Here is a 21,235-nt window from a genome sequence, read left to right as displayed (position 1 = left end):
TCTCGGGGGTCCTGGCGTGGGCGCCGCTCCACGGCAGGTGTGCCTCCCGGTGCCTATGGAGCTGAGTCGGATACGACATCAGCCACGCTCGGCGACCGCAAGCGACGACCCGAAAGCGGTGGGTGACGCGACGGCGGTGGCCCGACCGGCGGTGATGACGTAAACGACTCAGCTCCACAGGCGCCGCCCCGCCCACAACTCCGCCACCGCCACGGTCCCCGGGCCGACCAGGAACCGCACCCGCGACAACGCAATGACCCTGCCGAGGCGGCCGCCGCAGATCGCCAGCAGGGCACCGAGAAAACCCGGCCACAGTTGATTCACCGGAAGCGGTCTCAGCAGCCCGTCATATCCTCAGCCCGCCCTCCGAGCCTTACGGGCGATCGACGCTGCCGAGGTCACCGAGGCACGGGCCAGCGCGGCGGCCGAGGTGGACGGCATCCGCACCCGTGCCGCCGAAGAACTTCGCGAACTGACCGCCAGCGCGGCTGCGGATGCCGTCCACCGGGAATGAAATCGCCACACTTCGCGTCCGCCTCGCCGAGACGGCCGATCTGTTCGAGACAGTATCGACCGAGTCCGAGCGACACCAGGTGGCAGCCCGTCAGGCCGAGGCCACTCGGGTCAACGCCGACCCGGCCCGGGTCGAACTCGGCGTCCTGATCGACCGGCTTTCATTCACCGCATCGAACCAACCCTACAAGGGACAAAACCTATCGAACCATCCCCTCCTTGCTGATCCCACCAGTCGACGGTGACCTTTCGCGCCGCCTCCCCGGGTGGCCGCCCGGGCCACCACTGACCCGGACTAGCGTGGGGTCATGGCCAACCCGACCCGCTGGGCCACCGACACCGGCCCCGAGCACTCGCAGTGGTACATCGACCGCTTCCGTCGACTGGCGGCCGAGGGCGCCGACCTGGCCGGGGAGGCCCGGCTGCTGGACGCGCTGGTCCCGCCGGGCTCCCGGATCCTGGACGCCGGCTGCGGCACCGGGCGGGTCGGCGCGGCGCTGGCCGCCCGGGGCCACACGGTGGTGGGCGTGGACGCCGACCCGGCGCTGGTCGAGGCCGCCCGCGCCGACCACCCCGGCCCCCACTTCCTGGTCGGCGACCTGGCCGAGCTGGACCTGGCGGCGGCCGGGGAGGCCGAGCCGTTCGACGCCGCCGTGGTGGCCGGCAACGTGATGGCGTTCGTCGCCCCCGGCACCGAGCCGGAGGTGCTCCGCCGGGTCGCCGCCCACCTGCGCCCGGACGGTGTCGTCGTGGTCGGCTTCGGCACCGACCGGGGCTACCCGCTGGCCGACTTCGACGCCGACGCGGTCGCCGCCGGGCTGCGCCAGGAGCACCGCTTCGCCACCTGGGACCTGCGCCCCTGGACCGACGGCACCGACTTCGCGGTCACCGTGCTGCGCCGCCCCGCCGACCCGACCGTCGGCTGACCCGCCCGATCCCGCCCGCAGTGCTGCCGACGCCGGTGGTGCCCGACGGTCAGCCACGGAGATCGTCTGTCGCGTACCGGCGTCGGCCCGGCGTGTCGCGCCGGTGACCAGCAGATGATCAAGGGGCGGCCCATGAGGAAGCGCGCGGGGCGTGCGTCCGTCCGCCTCAGCGGGTCGTCTCGCGGAGGTGGGCGGCGAGCAGCGCGACGGCCAGCAGCGCGGCGGCGGCCCCGACCAGCGGCAGCGGCGCGGGGCCGGCCGGCAGCCCGTGCTGGCGTACCGCGCCGGTGACGTCGAGCCCGCCGAGCCCGTTCACCGCCGCCCACCACAGCGCCAGCCAACCGACCTGGAACGGCCGGGGGCTGCGGGTGAGCGCGCCGAGCGCCAGCGCCCCGGCGGGCAGCAGCAGCGCGGCGGCGGCCCACGCGGCGAGCCCCGGCCCGTCGCCGGCCGCCAGCATCCGCAGTGCCGGTACCCCGCCGACGACCCCGGTCAGCGCCACGCCCGCCGCCCACTGGGCGACCACCCGACGGTACGGCCGGGGGTGGGCGGCCAGCAGCGGCTCGACACCCTCGGCGTGCGCCTGCGTGCCGAGCCGGGACCAGACCAGGATCGGCCAGATCCAGGCGGCCAGCAGCAGTCCCCGGGTGGCCACGGCGGCCGGCGCCACGGCGGCCCCGACGGCGAGCAGCGCCACCCCCGCCCACCACCAGCGGGACAGCCCCTGCACCAGCACCCGCAGCTCGCCGGTGAGCAGCCGCCCGGCGGTGACCCCGGGGCTGGCCGGGGTCCGGGGCCGACCGCCGAACACGGCGGCCGGGTACCCCACCGGCCCGCCGGGGCCGGGCACCGCGCCCGGGGCCGCGAACGGGCCCGGGCCGACGACGCCACCCTGGGCCGCGAACGGGCCCGGGCCGACGACACCACCCTGGGCGGGGAACGGGCCCGGGACGGCGAACGCGCCCGGATCCACGCCCGGGACGGCAGCCGCGACGGCGTCGGGGTGACCGGCGGGGCCCTCGGGGGCGGGCCGGTACCGGCCCCGGGCCGGGTCGAAGCGGGTGAACCAGAGCGCGGGCAACACCGCCAGGCCAGCGGCCAGGAGCAGAAGCAGCAACCGCGCGGCGACGAACCCGGCGTCCGGGTGCAGGCCGGACCAGTCGAACACGCGCAGCGGCGCGTCCCGGGCGGTGAGCCCGAGGCTGAACTCCGCGCCGTCCGTCGGCACCCCCCGGCGGCCCAGGTCGGCGGCAATGGATGCGGCGACCCGGTGGCTGCCGAGGCCGCCGAGCGGCGCACCGGCGCCCTGCCCGACGATGACCGCGACCATCCAGCAGCAGAACCAGACGACGTTGCCGAGCCCGGCGCGCAGCGGCCGGACGGTGCCGAAGAGCACCGCCGCCGCCGCGGTGACCGCCAGCACGGGCAGGGTCAGCAGCAGGAACGGCGACAGCAGCGCCACCGGGTCGAGCGCGCGGGACTCGCCCCGGGCCAGTTGCAGCACCACCGCCGTGCCGGCCAGCACGCCGGTCATCGACGCCAGCACCAGCAGGTTGCTGCCGAACTTCCCGGCGAGGTAGGCCACCCGGGTCAGCGGGGTGGCGGCCAGCAGCTCGCCGACGCCGCCGCGCTCGTCGCGTTCGATGCCGTCGCGCAGCACGTAGAAGCCGCCGAGCAGCAGCCACAGGGCCGCCGCGAGGGCGATGACCGTGCCGGTCCAGGCACTGTCGTAGCGGCCCCGCCAGCCGCCCGCGTCGAGGATCACCCAGCGGGCGTCGGCGGCGGGCGCGGCGAGCAGGCCCAGGCCGATCGCCGCGCCCAGCACCACCAGGTACGCCGGCCGGCGTACCCGCTCCCGCAGGTCGGCCAGGGCCACCGCGCCGGCCGCGTGGGCCTGCGCCGCGAGGCCGGCGGGCACCCGGGGGGCGCTCACCGCCACACCACCGTCGGCGCGGCCGGCTGCGGGGTGTGGATCGCGTCGAGGTACGCGTCCTCCAGGTCGGGGGTGACCGGCACGGCGCCGGGCGCGGGCGGCTCGGCGGCCAGCACCCGGGCGCGTACCCCCGTCGGGGTGCGCAGCGTGCGGGTGAGCACGTGCCCGGCGGCGAGCCGGGGCACCTCCTGCGGCGGCAGGTCGACCTCCCACACCCGGCCGGTCAGGGGGCGCAGCAGGTCGGCGGGGGTGCCCTGGCGGCGCAGCCGCCCGCCGGCCACGATCGCGATGTCCCCGGCCACCGACTCGACGTCGGAGACGATGTGGGTGGACAGCAGCACCACCCGGTCGGCGGCCAGGTCGCTGAGCAGGTTGCGCAGCCGGACCCGCTCCTCCGGGTCGAGGCCGGCGGTCGGCTCGTCGACGACGAGCACCCGGGGGTCGGCGAGCAACGCCTGGGCGATGCCGATCCGCCGCCGCATGCCGCCCGAGTAGCCGCCGAGCGGCCGGCGGGCCGCCTCGGTGAGGTTGACCAGCTCCAGCAGCTCGTCGACCCGGGCCCGCGCCGAGCGCCGGGACAGCCCCTTAACCGCCGCGAGGTACGACAGGAACTCCCGCCCGCTGAGCTTCGGGTAGCCGGTGAAGTCCTGCGGCAGGTACCCGAGGGTGCGGCGCAGCGCCTCCGGTCGGGCGACCGCGTCGGCCCCGTCGAAGAGCATCCGCCCGCTGCTGGGCCGGGTCACCGTGGCTGCGATCCGCAGCAGCGTCGACTTCCCCGCCCCGTTGGGGCCGAGCAGTCCGACGAGCCCCGGCCCCAGCCGCAGCGTCAGCCCGTCCACCGCCCGCCGGCCGCCCCGGTACACCTTGCCGACGTCCACCAGTTCCAGCACGATCTGCCCTTCCGCCTCGCCCGTTTTGTTCCGGGTCACAGCGGACCACGCGGCGGCGGTGGCGGGCACTACGGCCAGATACCCAGTTCGGGGTAGTGCCCGCTCTACCCCCGCCTCAGGCGGGCGCGGCGACTGCGCGGGCGACGGCCGGGTCGAGCGGGCTGCCGGCGGGCACCAGGCTCACCAGGCCGGCCGGCAACCGGACGGCTCGCACGTCCCGGTAGCCGAGCATGCCGAGCACCTCGGGGTCGGCCAGCACGTACCGCCGGCCGAGGTCGGTGACGACGGAGACCGCGCCGCCGGTGGCGCCCGGCGCGGCGGCCGACTCCACGACCGCGCCGTGCCCCGGCTCGACCACCACGTGGTCGGCGACCGCCGCCACGCCTGCGGTACGCGGGCTGCCGGACAGGTCGGGCACGGCCGCGCCGAGCCGCACGTCGCGGACCTCCCCGTCGTCGCCGATGCCGACGCAGAGCGCTCCGCCGTCCGGGGCGGCCAGCCGGGGCGGGCCGGTCGGCGGGGCGGTCGGCCCGGTCGGCACGAGGTCGGGCTGCTTGGGCAGCGCGGCGAACCGGCCCAGGGTCAGCGCCTCCGGCTCGCCCTGGCCGGTGCGGGCGAGCAGCAGGTTGGCCTGCAACTCGGTGATGCCGGCGAGGCCGTCGGAGAGGGCGACGGCGTACTGCCGGCCACCGCCGGAGTTGCGGATCAGGAAGACGTCGCCGACCAGGGCGCCGGACACCTGGGCCGAGGGCCGCCCGAGGCCGGGCAGCTCCGGCGGGGCGAGGTCGGCCCCGGCCGGAATGCTGTCGATCAGGGCGGGGGCGGCCGGCACAGCCCGCTGCCGGGTGGCGGCGAGCGCGGCGAGCGACCGGCCGGTGTCCCGCAGCAGGTACCGGCGGGCGTGCCAGACCAGGTGCAGGCCACCGCCGGGGTGCCGGAGCAGGACCGCGTCGTCGCCCGGGGGCCGGCCGCCGGCGGCGGCCACCCCGATCAGCACGGCGGAGCGGGGTGCGGCCCGTTCCGCCTCGGTGGTGGCGACCGAGCAGACGGTCCACGGGGCGGTCGACAGGCGGGACGGCTCGGGCAGCGAGTCCGGGGCGTCGGGGATGCCCAGCGGCAGACCGCGCGGCACCCCCTCGATCGAGCGGCGGGCGGCCAGCACGGTCTGCGGGCGTTCGGCACCGAGGATCAGCAGCGCGGAGGCGTAGTTGAGCACCGGGTGCAGCTTCTGGTCGCGGTAGACGAAACGGGCGCCGGACTCCTTCTCCACGATCACCGCGCCGGGGTCGCGCCACTTGCTGCCGCCGCCGGTGAAGAGCCCGTACAGGGCGAAGCCGCCGAGGGCGATCGCGGCGACCAGCACGCTGGCCAGCCCGGCCCCGGCCAGCCGCCGGAACGGCGACCGCGCCGGGTCCGTCTCCCGCATCACCAGGGCGGCGACCGCCCGCTGGACGGTGAACTGGTACGAGTGAAGCTGGTCCTGCCGCGACGGCATGCGGTCCCCTCCGACGGGTCGGTCGGGGCACAGGATAAGCGCTGCGTCGATCCCTCGAAGACCCTCCGTGGCCGGCCGGAGGGCCGAGGGCAACGCGCTGGTGGCGTTCCACCTGGTCGGCGACGCGCCGCCGCCCGCCCTGGTCGCGCTGTCACACGAGGCGTCGGTGGACGAGCACCCGTAGGGCCACGAATCCGGGGACGGCGGGCAGCCAGAACGTCGCGAGCCGGTAGATCAGGACTGCGGCGACGGCCGTCTCCACGGTCAGCCCGTAGAGCAGCAGCCCGGACACGAGAGCCGCCTCGGTGGCCCCGAGCCCGCCGGGCGTGGGGGCGGCGGTGGCGACGCCCTCGCCGACGACGCACACCAGGATCACCGGGGGCACCAGGGTGAGGTCGATCGGGTGGCCGACGGCGAGCACCGCGAGGTAGAGACTGGCGCCGTAGCAGAGGGTGAGGGCGACTGAGGACACGACCAGCCGGACCAGCCGGTGCTGGCGGGTCAGGGCGCGCAGGGCCGACAGCACCTGACCGGCTGCGGCGCGTCCTTGCCGGCGCAGCCGGGGGACGGCGAGGGCCACCGCGGCGACCAGCAGCACCGCCACGACGGTCAGCAGGATGGGCAGCGCCTTCGCGCTGGCCTCGTGGGTCAGGGTGCGGGCGGGCTGGCGGGCGAAGGGCAGCAGCACGGGCAGCAGCAGCACGACGGAGACGACGCCCGCGACGCGGGACACGGCGACGGCGGTGGCCGCCTCTGCCGTGGGGATCGCCTTCTGGTGCAGGTAGCGCAGGCTCAGGGCGGCGCCGCCGACGCTGCCCGGGGCCAGCCGGTTGGCGAAGGACGCGGCGACCTGCACGACGGTCGCCTCCCGTAGCGGAATCCGGTCGGCGACGGAGAGGCGCAGCACGACCGCGCTGAGCACATAGGTGGCCGCGGAGGCGAGCAGGGTCGCGGTGACGGCCACCGGGTTCGCGCGGGCCAGCAGGTGCAGGGCGGTGCGTACCTGCCCGACCTGGGGAAGGAGGAGGTGTACGAGCAGGCCGAGGACGAGCAGCAGCCCGATGCCGTGGGGAGTCACCCGCACGACCCGGGCCAGTCGGTCGTCGTGGTCCGGGCAGTGCCGCAGGATCTCGCCGCGTACCTGGTCGAGCAGGTCGGGGAACCGGCCCAGCGTGCCCCGTCCCGCCCGGGACAGCACCGGTTTCTGCAGGTACGGCAGGCTGTCGGCGACGTGCCCGCCGCCGAACTGCGCGACGGCCGCGTCGACTGCGGCCCGGGGGGTGATCCGACCGGCGAGGGTGACCAGCAGTTCGACGACGTCCCGGGACTGCTGGTCGGCCGAGGCGTCGTCGGCGCCGAAGCCGAAGTCGACGAGGTACGCGGTCCGGCCACGGATGAGGATGTTGGCCGCGCGCAGGTCGCGGTGCGCGATCCCGGCGCCGTGCAGCAGCGCCACCTGTCGGCAGGCGTCGGCCGCCGCGTCGAGCGGCAGCGGCCCGAGCGTCGCGTCCAGCGAGGGGGCGTCGGTGAACTCCTGCACCAGCAGGGCGTCACCGCGCCCGGTGGTGGCGGTGGTGACGACTGCGGGCACGCGCGCCCCGGCGCGCTGCGCCAGCAGGACCATGTAGGTTTCGTGCTCGTTCTTCTGCTTGGCGGTGGCATATGGTGGTTCGTCCGCCACATGCCGGTAGCGCAGCCGCCGGTAGAGCTTGTACGCCCAGTCCGCGTCGCGCTGTTCACCGCCGGTCACCTTCACGAACATCCGGCGGCCGTCTGCGGTGTCCGCCCGCCAGGGCCGTGAACCACGGGCGTCCCCGGTGATCGGTTCCAGCCGCACGGCGTCGATCCCGCGCTGCGCGAGCACCCGGCGCAGCCGCGAGGTGGACTGCTCCGGGCCGACCTCGCCGACGATCAGGCGGGTCAGGCACACCGCCAGCCAGCCGGCCAGGAATCCGCCGACCGCGTCGGCGGGCAGGTGCGCCCCGACGTGCACGCGGGCCAGGGCGACCAGGACGATCACCGCCCACAGCGGTCGGCGCCAGCGCGGATCGACGGCGCGGGCGGTGACGAGGCACAGGGCGGAGGCGACCGCGACGTGCCCCGACGGGTAGCCGAACGCTCCGGTGATCGTGTCGTGCGTCCGTACGTCGGCCAGCAGCGCCGCGGGTCGCTGCCGGGCCACCGCGGCCTTGCCCAGCACCGCGAGCCAGTACGCCAGGTTGCCGGCCAGGAGCAGGTCGCGGGCGACCGCGAAGCGCCGCATGAGCGCAGCCACGGCGGCGACGACGAAGACGGCCACGTACGACCCGACCTGCATGACCACGACCAGCCCGGGAGTCAGCCCGGCCGGCAGGCGGTTGAGCAGGGTGAACAGGTCCCGCTCCCAGCGGGCGACCGAATGGTGGCCCACCGCCAGGCTCACCGCGACCAGCAGGCCGGTCGAGGTGACCAGGCTGACCAGCAGCGCCGGTGACGGGCGGTGCGTCCGGGCCATCACCAGTCCTCGACTCCGACGGTCGCTCCCCGGAGCCGGCTCCGGGCCTGTGGATCGACCCTACGGCCCGCGTGGACTCCGGCACGGCCGTTTACCCCGCATGGGGCCGGGGGCTGCGGCGGGGGGACAGCCAGCCGAGGAAGCGGGTGTGCAGCACGCCCGGGGCGGGGCGGGAGCCCAGGTGGTGCATGTCGTCCATCGCCTGGTACATGGACGCCGCCAGGTAGAACGCGAGCGCGATCGAGTGGCCGCGGAACTCGGTGAGCAGGTCGAGCCGGGCCGGGCCGCACGGCCAGGACGCGGCGCAGGACCGGCACAGCCAGGCGGGACGCATCGGCAGGTGCGTCCTGGGCGGGAGGCGGCTCACCGGCAGCCCCGGTGCGGGCGGCTGCTCCGGTGCATGCGGGTGCTCCGGTACGGGCGGGTGCTCCGGCTCCGGCTTCGGCTTCCTGGCCCGGCGCTCCCGGCAGCGTACGCATCCGCAGCGCGGTCCACGGCGCGATCCGTGCCGGCCTCTCCTGTGCAGCATGGCTCTCCCCTTCGGCTCCGCTGGAGGCCGCCCCGCGCCGGATACGCGGGGCGGCCGACGGGCGCGACCGCCGGGCCCTCGCCTCCACCGGCCGCGCCGTCCTCTGCGGAGAAACCCTGCCGCGCGTAATGGTCCAGATACAGGGCGTAAGGGTATGGTCAGCAGACATCCCTGACATCCCCTTGGGAGGGGCCGTGAACGACGCTCTCCGGGCCGCGCTGCACGACACCGGCCACACCACCGACTCGCTCGCCGCAGAGGTCGGCGTCGATCCGAAGACGACCGCGCGATGGTTGCACGAGGAACGCATCCCCCATCCCCGGCACCGCGCGGCGGCGGCGGCCGTCCTCGGCCGGGACATCGGGGACATCTGGGCGGACACATCGAGACGTCGGGAGCCCATCTGGTTCCGACCGTGGCAGGAAATCGAGCGCGAGGCGGTCTCGCTTCGCTCGTACGAGTCCATGGTGCTGCCCGGCCTGCTCCAGACGGAGGCGTACGCCCGCGCGGTGCTCGGCGGCACCGGCCTGATCGCCCGGGGCGACGTGGAGCGGCACCTGGCCACCCGGCTGGCCCGCCAGGACATCCTGCGCCACGACGACCCGCCGCAGTTCACCGCCGTCGTCGACGAGGCGGTGCTGCGCCGGCCGGTCGGCGGCCCGGCGACCATGCGCGAGCAGTTGCACGCCCTGGTCGCGGCGTGCGCGCACCCGCACGTGCGGGTGCACGTCGTGCCGTCCCGGGTGGGCGCGTACGCCGGGCTGAACGGGCCGTTCGTCATCGCGACCAGCGCGGACCACCGCCTCGGCGGCTACCTGGACAACCAGATCCAGGGGCAGGTGGTCAGCGACCCGGACGACATCGCGGCGATACTGGGGGCGTGGGAGAACGTGCGCGGCGAGGCGCTGTCCCACTGGCAATCGGTCGAGCTGATCACGGAGGTGGCGCAGACATGGGCCTGACTGGCGCGCGGTGGCGCAAGAGCAGCCGCAGCAGCGGCAACGGCGGAAACTGCGTCGAGGTGGCCGACAACCTCCCGGGCGTCGTCGGCGTACGCGACAGCAAGGACCCCACCGGCCCGGTCCTCACCTTCCCCCCGACCGCCTGGCGCACCTTCGTGACCCGGGCCGCCGGCCGGGGCTGACCCGCCCGCAGTTCCCGGCGCTCCTGAGGCGGCCGGGGTCACCGTCGCCGACGGTGACCCCGGCCGACAGCGCGGGTCGAGGGAGGTCAGTTCCACCGGTCCTGGTTGAGGAACCGGGCGAAGCCCCGCCACGAGTTCGGCCCCATCACCCCGTCGATCGGGCCGGTGTAACCGTAGCCGGAGGCCAGTCGCTGGACCGCCTTCCACGAGTTCGTCCCCATCACCCCGTCGATCGGGCCGGTGTAGCCGTAGCCGCGCATGGCCCGTTGCAGCGCCGCGTAGGTGTTCGGACCGGGTACCCCGTCGATCGGGCCGGTGTAGCCCGAGGTGATCCGCAGCCAGTTCTGCATCCGCTTGTAGAAGATGGTGCCCGGGATGCCGTCCTGCTCGGTCGAGGTCTTGGGCAGCCCACCACCCGGGTTCTGGCCGATGTAGGTGAGCGGGTTGATCCGTACCCCGCTCGGGTTGATCATGTGCCAGTGCAGGTGCGGGCCGGTGGAGCTGCCGGAACCGGGAGCGCCGACGGCCCCACCGGACCGTCCCACGATCGCACCGGCGCCGACTGCGGCGCCGTTGCCCAGCAGGAACTGCGACAGGTGCATGTACTGGCTGCGGTATCCGTCCGCGTGGTGGATCGTGACGGTGTGCCCGCCCGTGCCGTTGTTGGGGATGTTCTGGATCGTGCCGGCGCCGCAGGCCGGCAGGTTGGTGCCGACGCCCATCCCGAAGTCGATGCCGCCGAGCGAGCCGCTGTTGAGGTGGTCCTGCCAGGATCCGGTGATCGCGTAGCCGGCGAACGGGTTGTAGATCGATGGCGCGGCGTGGGCGATCCCGGGCAGGCCGAAGACACCGCCGACGGCGAGGGCACCGGTGGTCAGGGCGGTGCCGCGCAGCAGCGTACGGCGGCTGAGGCCGGCCGGCGACTGCTCTCCGCCACCGCCGCAGCAGCCGGGCAGGTTTTCATGGCCCATAGTCGTTCCTCCGTGCGGTCGTAGGTGATCATTGACGTGCAGAGGATAGCCCTCAAAGTGGCGTACATCAATGTTCAAAACAGGGGTTGAGGCGGGGCCCCGCCGGCGACGCAGGGGTGGCGTCACGCCTGGCCAACGCTTACCATTGCTCGATGATCATCGATGTATACGGAACGACCAGCTCGCCACGCGGTGGCACGGGCGCTCCAGAGGGAGACCTGGCATGACCGCCGTTCTGGGACGACTCGCGGTGGCCATCGCCATCGCCGTCGCATTGCCGGTGAGCGTCGGGGCGACGCCCGCCGCCGCGACGCCCGCCGCCGCGGCGGTGCCGCCCGGCACGGTGTCCGGCATCGACGTGGCCACCTGGCAGGCCGGCATCAACTTCGCGAACGTCCGTGCCGCCGGCCACCAGTTCGTGATCGTGAAGGCCGGCGGCTCCCAACTGTCAGAGGGCCCGTACATCGGTTCGCAGTACGCGATCCAGGTGAACGGCGCGCGGGCGGCGGGGCTCAGGGTCGGCCACTACTGGCTGGCCGGGGACTTCCAGACCCCCACCCAGGCCGCCGACTACTTCGCCGCCCACCTGCGCGACTATCGGTCCGGTGACGTGATCGCGCTGGACAACGAGGTGCTCGACGACTCGACGAGGCTGTGGAACGACACCGAGGTCACGACCTTCTTCCAGCGGATGCGCGCCCGGATCGGCAACCACGTGCCCTGGCTGTACATGGGCGCGGGCGACCTGCGCTCCCAGACGTGGCCCCGAACGATCGCGGCGGGCGTGAAGCTCTGGGTGGCGATGTGGGGCGCCAACAACGGCAGCTACCCCGGCGAGCCGAACCTGGGCGGCGCCTACCCGGCCTGGAGCGCGCACCAGTACAGCTCGAAGGGATCGGCCGGCGGCATCGCCTCGGTGGACCTGAACGTGGCCAAGCCGAGCGCGTTCGAGATCGTCAACGGCGGACCGACCGACCCGCCGTCGGACGACCCGCTGCCCAAGACCACGACCGAGCAGGACGGCACCCCCGGGCCGGTCATGTGGATGCGCGCCCAGAACTGGCTGTCCATCACGTCCGGCTACACCGGCCCGATCGACGGTGTGCCGGGGACGAACACCTACGCGGCGCTGCAACGAGCCATGCGCGGCTACGGCTACACCGGCCCGATCGACGGGGCGATGGGGCCGAACTCGTGGAAGGCGGTGCAGCGACTGGCCTCCGGCTACGGCTACACCGGCCCGATCGACGGGGCGATGGGGCCGAACTCGTGGCGGGGCTTCGCCCGGTTCCTCAACCAGGACCAGTGGGACTGACCAATCCGGCACGCACCGGTGGCCGCATCGATCGTGATCCGTGTCACACGCGACGCGCGTCACGGGTGGGCCGCCGACCCGGCCGCACACGCCCTGGTTAGGCGTGTGCGGCCAACGGTCTTTGTAGGGTTCCTACAACCGGCGCCGTTCAGCGTGCGTTGTCTGCGACATGGCGCTCCCCGCCGGTAGACGGAAGGGTGAACACTGCCGGGGGTCGCCGTGTCGCGGTGCCCCCCATCGTCGGACTACAGGAGGGCTCGGTCGGGTGTTCAGTCGTGTCGCCATCGTCAACCGCGGCGAGGCCGCTATGCGGCTCATCCACGCCGTACGGGACATCGCCGCCGAGACCGGGACCCGGATCGAGACCGTCGCCCTGCACACCGACGTCGACCGTACGGCCACCTTCGTCCGCGAGGCGGACCTGTCCTACGACCTCGGTCCCGCGTCCGCGCGCCCGTACCTCGACCTGAAGGTGCTGGAACGCGCGCTGGTGGAGACCGGGGCCGACGCCGCGTGGGTCGGCTGGGGCTTCGTCGCGGAGGACCCGGCGTTCGCGGAGCTGTGCGAGAAGGTCGGCGTCACCTTCGTCGGGCCGAGCGCGGAGGCCATGCGCAAGCTCGGCGACAAGATCGGCGCGAAGCTGATCGCCGAGGAGGTCGGCGTCCCGGTGGCGCCGTGGAGCCGCGGCGCGGTCGAGGACCTGGACGCCGCGCTGGCGGCGGCGGCCGGGATCGGCTACCCGCTGATGCTGAAGGCGACCGCGGGCGGCGGCGGGCGCGGCATCCGCGTGGTCACGAACGAGGCCGAACTCGCCGACGCCTACGAGCGCACCAGCCAGGAGGCCGCACGGGCGTTCGGCAGCGGCGTCGTGTTCCTGGAGCGCCTGGTCACCGGTGCCCGGCACGTCGAGGTCCAGGTGATCGCGGACGGCGAGGGCACCGCCTGGGCGCTCGGGGTCCGCGACTGCTCGGTGCAGCGGCGCAACCAGAAGGTCATCGAGGAGTCGGCGTCGCCGGTGCTCAGCCCCGCGCAGACGGCCGAGCTCAAGACGTCGGCCGAACGGCTGGCCCTCGCCGTCGGCTACCGCGGCGCGGCGACCGTCGAGTTCCTCTACCACCCCGGCGACAGGCTGTTCGCGTTCCTCGAGGTCAACACCCGCCTGCAGGTCGAGCACCCGATCACCGAGTCCACCACCGGGTTCGACCTGGTCAAGGCGCAGCTACACGTGGCCTCGGGCGGGCGACTCGAAGGCGAGCCGCCCGCGGAGCGCGGGCACGCCATCGAGGCCCGGCTGAACGCCGAGGACCCCGACCGCGACTTCGCGCCCTCCCCGGGCCGCATCGCCCGGCTGGCCCTGCCCGCCGGGCCCGGCATCCGGGTGGACACCGGGGTCAGCGAGGGTGACACCATCCCCGCCGACTTCGACTCGATGATCGCGAAGATCATCGCCTACGGCCGCAACCGCGACGAGGCGCTCGCCCGGCTGCGCCGGGCGATGGCGCAGACCACGGTGATCATCGAGGGCGGCGCGACGAACAAGAGCTTCGTGCTCGACCTGCTCGACCAGCCCGAGGTGATCGACGCCAGCGCGGACACCGGCTGGATCGACCGCGTCCGGGGCGAGGGCCGGCTCGTCTCGCACCGGCACTCCGCCGTCGCGCTCGCCGCCGCCGCCATCGAGGCGTACGAGGAGGAGGAACGCGCCGAGCGGCAGCGGCTGGTGTCGACGGCGTTCGGCGGACGCCCGCAGGTGCAGCACGAGAGCGGTCGCCCGCTGGAGCTGAAGCTGCGCGGCGCCGGCTACCGCGTGCGCGTGGCGCGGGTCGGCGCGCACCGGTTCCGCGTCGGCGTCGAAGCGGGTGACGACGTCCGCACCGCCGACGTCGAGCTCGACCGCTTCGACCGGCACACCGGGCAGATCCTCGTCAACGGCACCCGATACCGCCTGCTCACCAGCACGTACGGGCCGATCCACCTGGTCGAGGTCGACGGCGTGACGCACCGGGTCAGCCGCGACGAGGGCGGCGTCGTCCGCTCCCCCGCGCCCGCGCTGGTCGTCGCGACGCCGCTGAAGGTCGGTGCCGAGGTCGAGGCGGGCGCTCCGATGCTGGTGCTGGAGAGCATGAAGATGGAGACGGTGCTGCGGGCGCCGTTCAAGGCCCGGCTGAAGGAATGCGTCGTGGCCGTGGGCAGCCAGGTGGAGACCGGCGCCCCGCTGCTGCGACTGGAGCCGATCGCCGACGACGACGCCGAGGCCGAGGCCACCTCGACCGGCAGCGCCGTCGAGCTGGACCTGCCCGCCGCGCCCGAGGAGGTCCCGGCCCGGGAGCGCACCCGGCGCGGCCAGGAGGACCTCCGCAGCCTGCTGCTGGGCTACGACGTCGACCCGCACGACGAGCGCCGCGTGCTCGACGACTACCTCGCCGCACGCCGGAAGAGCACCGAAGACCGCGTGCGCCCCCTCGCCGAGGAGCTCGAACTCGTCTCCCTGTTCGCCGACCTGACGGAGCTGAGCCGCAACCGGCCGGCGGGTGAGGACGGCGGCGGCGACGGCCACGTGCACAGCGCCCGCGAGCACTTCCACACCTATCTGCAGAGCCTCGACGTCGAGCGGGCCGGGTTGCCGGAGGCGTTCCAGGCCAAGCTCGCCACGGCCCTCGGGCACTACGGCGTACCCGACCTGGAGCGCTCGCCCGAGCTCGAAGCCGCGGTGTTCCGGATCTTCCTCGCGCTGCAGCGGGCGTCGACCGACGCCATGGTCGTCACGACGCTGCTGCGGGCGTGGCTGCGCGAGCCGCCGCCGGACGAGACGCTGCGCGAGCCCGCCGGTCTCGCGCTGGAACGGCTGGTGGCCGCGACGCAGGTCCGCTTCCCCGTGGTGTCCGACCTCGCCCGCGGCGTGGTGTTCGCGTGGTTCGGCCAGCCGCTGCTGCGCCGCAACCGGGCCCTCGTGTACGCCGGCGTCCGCAAGCACCTGCGCTTCCTCGACGAGCACCCGGACACGCCGGACCGCGCCGAGCGCATCGCCGAGATGGTACGCAGCACCGAGCCGCTGGTGCGGCTGCTCGGCCAGCGGCTCGTCCGCGGCTCCGTGGACAACTCGGTGCTGCTGGAGGTGCTGACCCGGCGGTACTACGGCAACAAGGGCCTCACCGGTGTCCGCACCAGCGACGTCTCGGGCTGCAGGTTCGTGGTCGCCGAGCGGGCGGGCTCGCGGCTGGCGACCTCCGCGGTGAGGTTCGAGACGCTGGGCGACGCGCTGCGCGGGCTCGCCGAGCTGGCGAGCGGCCAGGAGGCCATCGACGCCGACATCTACCTCGCGTGGGAGGGGCAGCCCGAGGACTCCGACGCGATGGCCGCCGCGTTGCACGAGGCCATCGCCGCGCACCCGCTGCCGAGCCACGTCAGGAGGCTCACCACCACCGTCGCGGGCAGCCGCGGCGCGGTGATGCACCACCACTTCACGTTCCGCCCGTCGACCACCGGGATGACCGAGGAGCGGCTGATCCGCGGCCTGCACCCGTACATCGCGCAGCGGATGCAGCTTGAGCGGCTGCGTAAGTTCGACCTCACCCGGCTGCCGTCGTCGGACGAGGAGGTCTACCTCTTCCAGTGCCAGGCGCGGGAGAACCCGTCGGACGACCGGCTCGTCGCGTTCGCCCAGGTGCGCGACCTGACCGAGCTGCGCGAGCACGACGGCCGGCTGATCGCGCTGCCCACGGCCGAGGACACCGTCGCCACCTGCCTCGACTCGATCCGCCGCGCGCAGTCGCGGCGACCGTCGAAGAAGCGGTTCAACACCAACCGGATCGTGGTCTACGTCTGGCCGCCGAGCCACATCACCCGCGCCGAGCTGGAGACGATCGCCGGGCGCGTGCTGCCGACCACCGCGGGCGCCGGGCTGGAGGAGATCCTGTTCATCGCGCGGCAGCGCGACCGGACGACCGGCGAGCTGACCAAGATTGCCGTACGCGTCTCGTTCGACGCCACCGGCGGCAGCGAGCTGATCATCGGCGAGCCGTCGGACGAGGCGGTCGAGCCGCTCGACGACTACCGGCTGAAGGTGCTGCGGGCGAGCAGCCGCAACACGGTGTACCCGTACGAGCTGACCGGGCTGCTCGGCGACTTCGTCGAGCACGACCTCGACGAGAACCACGTGCTGGTGCCGGTCGACCGGCCCAAGGGCCGCAACAGGGCGGCGATCGTCGCGGGCGTGGTCGCCACGGCGACCCGGCGGCACCCGCAGGGCGTCACCAGGGTCGTGCTGCTCGGCGACCCGACGAAGTCGCTCGGGGCGCTGTCGGAGCCGGAGTGCCGCCGCGTGATCGCCGCGCTGGACCTGGCCGAGCGGATGCAGGTGCCGCTGGAGTGGTACGCGTTGTCCTCCGGCGCGCGGATCTCCATGGAGTCCGGCACGGAGAACATGGACTGGGTGGCGGCGACGCTCAAGCGGATCGTCGAGTTCACCCAGGACGGCGGCGAGATCAACATCGTGGTCGCGGGCATCAACGTCGGCGCGCAGCCGTACTGGAACGCCGAGGCGACGATGCTCATGCACACCAAGGGCATCCTGGTGATGACGCCGGACTCGGCGATGGTGCTCACCGGCAAGCAGTCGCTCGACTTCTCCGGTGGCGTGTCGGCCGAGGACAACTTCGGCATCGGCGGCTACGACCGGGTGATGGGCCCGAACGGGCAGGCGCAGTACTGGGCGCCGAACCTGACCGCCGCGCGGGCCGTGCTGATGTCGCACTACGACCACACGTACGTCGCACCCGGCGAGGAGGGGCCGCGGCGGGCGAGGACGACCGACCCCGTCGACCGCGACATCTCCGACTTCCCGCACACCGTGGCGGGCAGCGTCTTCACCACCGTCGGCGAGATCTTCTCCGCCGAGGCCAACCCGGACCGCAAGAAGCCGTTCGACATCCGGTCCGTGATGCGGGCGCTCTCCGACCAGGACCACCCGGTGCTGGAACGCTGGGCGGGCATGGCCGACGCGGAGACCGCGGTGGTGCAGGACGTGCATCTCGGCGGCATGCCGGTGTGCCTGCTCGGCATCGAGTCACGGTCGGTGCCGCGGCGGGGCTTCCCGCCCACCGACGGCCCGGACACCTACACGGCCGGCACGCTGTTCCCGCAGTCGTCGAGGAAGGCCGCGCGGGCGATCAACGCGGCCAGCGGTAACCGGCCGCTGGTGGTGCTGGCGAACCTGTCGGGCTTCGACGGCTCGCCGGAGTCGATGCGGAAGCTGCAGCTCGAGTACGGCGCCGAGATCGGCCGCGCGATCGTGAACTTCCGCGGGCCCATCGTGTTCTGCGTGATCTCGCGGTACCACGGCGGCGCGTTCGTGGTGTTCTCGAAGGCGCTGAACCCGAACATGACCGTGCTCGCGCTGGAGGGCTCGTTCGCCTCGGTGCTCGGCGGCGCCCCCGCCGCCGCGGTGGTGTTCTCCGGCGACGTCAACGCCCGCACTGCGGCCGACCCGCGCGTGCGGGACCTGGAGGCCCGCGTCGCGGCAGCCTCCGGCGCCGACCGCGCCGCGTTGACCGCCGAGCTCGACGAGCTCCGCTCGACGGTCCGCCCGGAGAAGCTCGGCGAGGTGGCCACGGAGTTCGACCGCGTGCACAACATCCAGCGCGCGGTCGAGGTCGGCTCCGTCGACGCCGTCATCCGCGCCGCCGAACTGCGCCCGCGGATCATCGAGTCCATCGAGTCCCGCCTGCGCTGACGATCCCGCTGCACGATCAGGAAACCGTGGCCTCCGCGCGAAGGAGGCCACGGTTTCCTGCTCTAGGCGACCCAGCGAGGCGCCCCCGACTCCCCATCGTTCCCCATCGTGCCTATGATGGGGAACGATGAAGGAAGAAATGTACTCGGTCGAGCAGGTGGCCGAGCTGCTCGGCCTGCACGTGCGCACGGTGCGCGGCTACATCCGCTCGGGCCGGCTCGCGGCGGTGCGGATCGGCAAGCAGTACCGGATCGCCCGCGCCGACCTCGACGCGCTGACCGGGCGGTCCCAGCCGGTGCCGACCCGAGCCGGCCGCGCGTCGGTGGAGGTGTCCAGCATCGTGCAGATCGACGGCGTCGACCGGGCGGCGGCCGACCGGCTGGGCACGCTCGTCCTGGCCGGGGCGAACACCGGCCACGACCCCGCCCGCCCGCTGCGCGTCCAGACCATCCACGACGAGGAGCGGGAACGAATGAAGATCGTGATCCTGGGCGACGCCGCCGCCACCGCCGGCCTGCTGTGCCTGCTCGACGCCGTGCTCGGCGGCGACAACGGCCTGTTCGCCGGGCAGGTCGGCCATGCCTGACGAGGTACGGGAGCTGGCCGGGGTGGCCGTGCTGGTCTGTGACCCGGCCGGCCCGCCGGTGGCGACCGCACAGGACGCGCTGGACCTGATCGGTGCGGCCTTCCTCGGCGCCGAGGTGGTGGCCGTGCCGGCGAGCCGGCTGGACGAGGACTTCTTCTCCCTGGGCACCGGCTTCGCGGGCGAGGTCATGCAGAAGTTCGTCAACTACCGGCTACGCCTGGCCGTCCTCGGCGACATCTCACGGCACCTGGCGGCCAGTTCGGCCCTGCGCGCCCTGGTCCACGAGTCGAACCGGGCCGAGCACGTGTGGTTCCTGCCCGACCTCGACGCGCTCGAAGCCCGTCTGACCACCCCAACCTGACCGCCCCGGCTGATCACGCTCTTACAGAGAATCAGTGGCCTTCCCTGCGTGGGAGGCCACTGATTCTCTGTAAGAGCACGAGGCGGACGGGCGGGGCGGGGTAGGTCAGGGGCGGAGGATCAGGCGGATCGGGTTGCCCTGTTTGGACTGCACCCGGGCCACGGCCTGCTCCGCCTCGGCCAGCGGCAGCACGTCGCTGATCGAGGCGGCGAGGTCGAGTCGACCCTGCCGGGCGAGGGCGACGAGCTGCTCGACGTGCTCGGCCTCCGAGCCGTAGTGGCCGAGCACCGACTGCTGCAGGTAGTTGAAGGTGCTGTCCGAGGCGATGGTGACCGGCTTGTCGGCGATTCCGGCGAGCACCAGCCGGCCCCGCCGCGCCAGCACGGTGAGCGCCTGTTCCCGCACCGGCGTGACCCCGGCGAAGTCGAAGGCGACGTCCAGGCCGCGCCCGCCGGTCAGTTCGAGGACCGCGTCCCGGAACGCGGCGTCGCCCGGGTCGAGGGCGGCGTCCGCGCCGAGGGTCAGCGCCCGCTCGCGGGCCGCCGCGAGGGGTTCCACCGCGATGACCGGGGCGGCCCCGACCAGCCGCAGCAACTGCACGGCGTGCGCGCCGAGGCCGCCGACGCCCCACACGCCGGCCGCCTCGCCGGGGCGGGTCCGGCCGGTGTCGGTGACCGCCGCCCACGGGGTGGAGACCGCGTCGGGGATGATGCACGCCTGCTCGAAGGGCAGGTCGTCGGGGATCGGCACGACGGTGTCCTGGCGGGCCAGGGCGTACTCGGCCCAGCCGCCGTCGTAGTCGACGCCCCTGGTGAAGACGGTCCCCGTACGGTCCCGCTCCCCCGCCTGGAGCAGCACCCGTTGCCCCGGCTCCCAGCCGTCGGCGTCGTCGCCGACGGCGTCGACGACCCCCGCCACCTCGTGGCCGAGGGTCACCACGTCGCCGGGCAGGTAGAGCGGGGTGAGCGCTCCTTCGATCAGGTGCACGTCGGACAGGCACACCCCGGCCGCCTTCACCCTGATCCGCACCTGACCCCGGCCCGGCTCGGGGACCGGCACGGTCTCCATCCGCAGCCTCCGGTCCGCCACGTGCAGCCGTCCGGCCAGCATGTCCGCCGCCACGAGCGCCACCCCTCCCGCCGGTCGCCCCGGCACGATCGCCTCCGGGAGGGGTTACCCGGGACGGATCGGAGGATGCGCCGCGACGCCCTGCACCGGCTGGTCGTGGGCACCGCCACCGCGCTCGCCGCGATGCGGGCGTACCGGATGGGGGTTGCTGCGGCGGCCGGGCCCGCGCGGGCGGTAGCATCCGCTCGGACCCGGCCGAAGTGAGGAAACCGCGTGGGCGTGCGATTCGAGGAACTGGCCTGGCGGGAGACCCCGATCGGCGAGATCAGCCTGCGCCGGCGGCACGACCCCGCGCTGGACCGCGAGGTGTACGAGGTCAAGCTGGACGACGAGTTCCTGATGTCCAGCCTCTTCCCGGTGGCGGAGATCGAGCTGGCCCGGCTGGGGCTGGCGCCGCTGGCCGACACGGCCCTCGACGTCGTGGTCGGCGGCCTGGGCCTCGGCTACACGGCCCGCACCACCCTGGAGGACCCCCGGGTCCGCTCCCTGGTGGTGGTGGAGGCGATCGAGGACGTCATCGACTGGCACCGGCGGGGCCTGCTGCCTTTCGCGTCGGGGCTGGCCGACGACCCGCGCACCCGGTTCGTCCGGGCGGACTTCTTCGCGGCGGTGGCCGACGGGGCGGGCTTCGACCCGGACGACGCCGGCCGGCGGTTCCACGCCATCCTGCTGGACGTGGACCACTCCCCCCGGCACGTGCTGCACCCCAGCCACGCCCCGTTCTACACGGCCGACGGCCTGCGCCGCCTCGCCGACCTGCTGCACCCCGACGGGGTGTTCGCGCTGTGGTCCAACGACCCGCCGGACACCGACTTCCAGCAGGTGCTCACCGGGGTGTTCCCGACCTCGCTGGCCCACGTCGTCCGCTTTCCCAACCCGTTGCAGGGCCGGGAGTCCGCCAACACCGTCTACGTCGCCCGCCGGTAGCCGACTCGCGGCCCGCCCGCCCGCCTGGGCAGGCATGGCGGCGGCGGGACTGGGAAAGGCCGTCCAGGACGGGCGGTCCCTCGGTCACGGGAGGTGGACATGCGAGCCATGCTCTGGGTCGTCGGCGTCGTCGGCGGCGCGCTGATCCTGCTCGGGCTGCTCCTCGAAGCGGTCCGATGGCTGGTGATCATCGGGCTGATCGCGCTGGTCGTGGTCATCGTGCTCGCGTTCGTGAAGGGCCGCCAGGTGGCACGCCACCGGTCGTCCGGCCGGCGCTGACCGGGGCCGATCG

Annotated in this window: 19 protein-coding genes; 11 read left to right on the top strand and 8 right to left on the bottom strand. The window is 74.1% G+C overall.

What is annotated here, in order from left to right; genetic code table 11:
• Nucleotides 1-168 precede the first annotated feature (168 nt).
• Nucleotides 169-324 (bottom strand): hypothetical protein, encoded by a 156-nt coding sequence (locus OG617_RS27005; RefSeq protein WP_405095754.1) that lies wholly within the window; start codon nt 322-324, stop codon nt 169-171.
• 170 nt (nt 325-494) lie between these two features.
• Between OG617_RS27005 and OG617_RS27000 the strand changes: the two genes are divergently transcribed.
• Complete coding sequence (locus OG617_RS27000; RefSeq protein WP_405095753.1) at nt 495-758, top strand: hypothetical protein; 264 nt, start codon at nt 495-497, stop codon at nt 756-758.
• A 63-nt stretch (nt 759-821) separates the two neighbouring features.
• Nucleotides 822-1,439 carry a class I SAM-dependent methyltransferase gene (locus OG617_RS26995; RefSeq protein ID WP_405095752.1) on the top strand — a complete coding sequence of 206 codons (618 nt, stop codon included), beginning with the start codon at nt 822-824 and terminating at the stop codon, nt 1,437-1,439.
• 166 nt (nt 1,440-1,605) lie between these two features.
• Here OG617_RS26995 and OG617_RS26990 read toward each other — a convergent pair whose 3' ends face one another.
• The 5 genes from OG617_RS26990 to OG617_RS26970 all read right to left on the bottom strand — a co-directional run bounded on the left by OG617_RS26990 (nt 1,606) and on the right by OG617_RS26970 (nt 8,585).
• The gene (locus OG617_RS26990) at nt 1,606-3,372 is read right to left on the bottom strand and encodes a hypothetical protein (protein WP_405095751.1); all 1,767 of its coding nucleotides are present in this window, start codon (nt 3,370-3,372) and stop codon (nt 1,606-1,608) included.
• Nucleotides 3,369-4,301, bottom strand: coding sequence for an ABC transporter ATP-binding protein (locus tag OG617_RS26985; protein WP_405095750.1), 933 nt, complete (start codon nt 4,299-4,301; stop codon nt 3,369-3,371). The genes OG617_RS26990 and OG617_RS26985 overlap by 4 nt, the downstream gene beginning before the upstream one ends.
• Before the next feature lie 76 nt (nt 4,302-4,377).
• Nucleotides 4,378-5,757: a type VII secretion protein EccB gene (eccB, locus tag OG617_RS26980; RefSeq protein WP_405095749.1), complete on the bottom strand. Its 1,380-nt coding sequence runs from the start codon at nt 5,755-5,757 to the stop codon at nt 4,378-4,380.
• A gap of 151 nt (nt 5,758-5,908) precedes the next feature.
• A complete protein-coding gene (locus tag OG617_RS26975; protein WP_405095748.1) occupies nt 5,909-8,251 on the bottom strand; it encodes a lysylphosphatidylglycerol synthase domain-containing protein in 2,343 nt (780 codons plus the stop codon).
• A 91-nt stretch (nt 8,252-8,342) separates the two neighbouring features.
• Nucleotides 8,343-8,585 carry a hypothetical protein gene (locus tag OG617_RS26970; RefSeq protein WP_405095747.1) on the bottom strand — a complete coding sequence of 81 codons (243 nt, stop codon included), beginning with the start codon at nt 8,583-8,585 and terminating at the stop codon, nt 8,343-8,345.
• Nucleotides 8,586-8,974: 389 nt separating this feature from the next.
• Between OG617_RS26970 and OG617_RS26965 the strand changes: the two genes are divergently transcribed.
• Entirely contained in the window at nt 8,975-9,742 is a 768-nt protein-coding gene (locus OG617_RS26965; protein WP_405095746.1) for a DUF5753 domain-containing protein, read from the top strand.
• Nucleotides 9,733-9,924: a DUF397 domain-containing protein gene (locus OG617_RS26960; RefSeq protein ID WP_405095745.1), complete on the top strand. Its 192-nt coding sequence runs from the start codon at nt 9,733-9,735 to the stop codon at nt 9,922-9,924. Before OG617_RS26965 ends, OG617_RS26960 begins: the two co-directional genes overlap by 10 nt.
• Before the next feature lie 86 nt (nt 9,925-10,010).
• Here the strand turns inward: OG617_RS26960 and OG617_RS26955 are convergent, their stop codons facing one another.
• Nucleotides 10,011-10,895: a peptidoglycan DD-metalloendopeptidase family protein gene (locus tag OG617_RS26955; RefSeq protein ID WP_405095744.1), complete on the bottom strand. Its 885-nt coding sequence runs from the start codon at nt 10,893-10,895 to the stop codon at nt 10,011-10,013.
• A 223-nt stretch (nt 10,896-11,118) separates the two neighbouring features.
• Between OG617_RS26955 and OG617_RS26950 the strand changes: the two genes are divergently transcribed.
• The 4 genes from OG617_RS26950 (at nt 11,119) to OG617_RS26935 (ending at nt 18,888) form a co-directional block, all read left to right on the top strand.
• A complete protein-coding gene (locus OG617_RS26950; RefSeq protein ID WP_405095743.1) occupies nt 11,119-12,210 on the top strand; it encodes a GH25 family lysozyme in 1,092 nt (363 codons plus the stop codon).
• Between the two features lie 265 nt (nt 12,211-12,475).
• Complete coding sequence (locus OG617_RS26945; protein ID WP_405095742.1) at nt 12,476-17,941, top strand: carboxyl transferase domain-containing protein; 5,466 nt, start codon at nt 12,476-12,478, stop codon at nt 17,939-17,941.
• 127 nt (nt 17,942-18,068) lie between these two features.
• Nucleotides 18,069-18,527 (top strand): helix-turn-helix domain-containing protein, encoded by a 459-nt coding sequence (locus OG617_RS26940; RefSeq protein ID WP_405095741.1) that lies wholly within the window; start codon nt 18,069-18,071, stop codon nt 18,525-18,527.
• Nucleotides 18,520-18,888, top strand: coding sequence for a DUF4180 domain-containing protein (locus tag OG617_RS26935; protein ID WP_405095740.1), 369 nt, complete (start codon nt 18,520-18,522; stop codon nt 18,886-18,888). Before OG617_RS26940 ends, OG617_RS26935 begins: the two co-directional genes overlap by 8 nt.
• A 105-nt stretch (nt 18,889-18,993) precedes the next feature.
• Here the strand turns inward: OG617_RS26935 and OG617_RS26930 are convergent, their stop codons facing one another.
• A complete protein-coding gene (locus OG617_RS26930) occupies nt 18,994-20,010 on the bottom strand; it encodes a zinc-binding dehydrogenase (protein WP_405095739.1) in 1,017 nt (338 codons plus the stop codon).
• A 72-nt stretch (nt 20,011-20,082) separates the two neighbouring features.
• On the opposite strand from OG617_RS26930, the gene OG617_RS26925 reads away from it, so the two are divergent.
• The 3 genes from OG617_RS26925 (at nt 20,083) to OG617_RS26915 (ending at nt 21,222) form a co-directional block, all read left to right on the top strand.
• The gene (locus tag OG617_RS26925) at nt 20,083-20,220 is read left to right on the top strand and encodes a hypothetical protein (RefSeq protein WP_405095738.1); all 138 of its coding nucleotides are present in this window, start codon (nt 20,083-20,085) and stop codon (nt 20,218-20,220) included.
• A gap of 9 nt (nt 20,221-20,229) precedes the next feature.
• Nucleotides 20,230-20,943, top strand: coding sequence for a spermidine synthase (locus OG617_RS26920; protein ID WP_405095737.1), 714 nt, complete (start codon nt 20,230-20,232; stop codon nt 20,941-20,943).
• A gap of 99 nt (nt 20,944-21,042) precedes the next feature.
• On the top strand, nt 21,043-21,222 hold the full coding sequence (locus OG617_RS26915; RefSeq protein WP_405095736.1) for a hypothetical protein: 180 nt from the start codon (nt 21,043-21,045) through the stop codon (nt 21,220-21,222).
• The last annotated feature ends 13 nt before the right edge of the window (nt 21,223-21,235 follow it).

Source organism: Micromonospora sp. NBC_01412 (assembly GCF_045040215.1).
In the GTDB taxonomy this organism is placed as follows: domain Bacteria; phylum Actinomycetota; class Actinomycetes; order Mycobacteriales; family Micromonosporaceae; genus Micromonospora; species Micromonospora rubida.
This window is presented reverse-complemented; position numbering and strand designations above follow the sequence as displayed.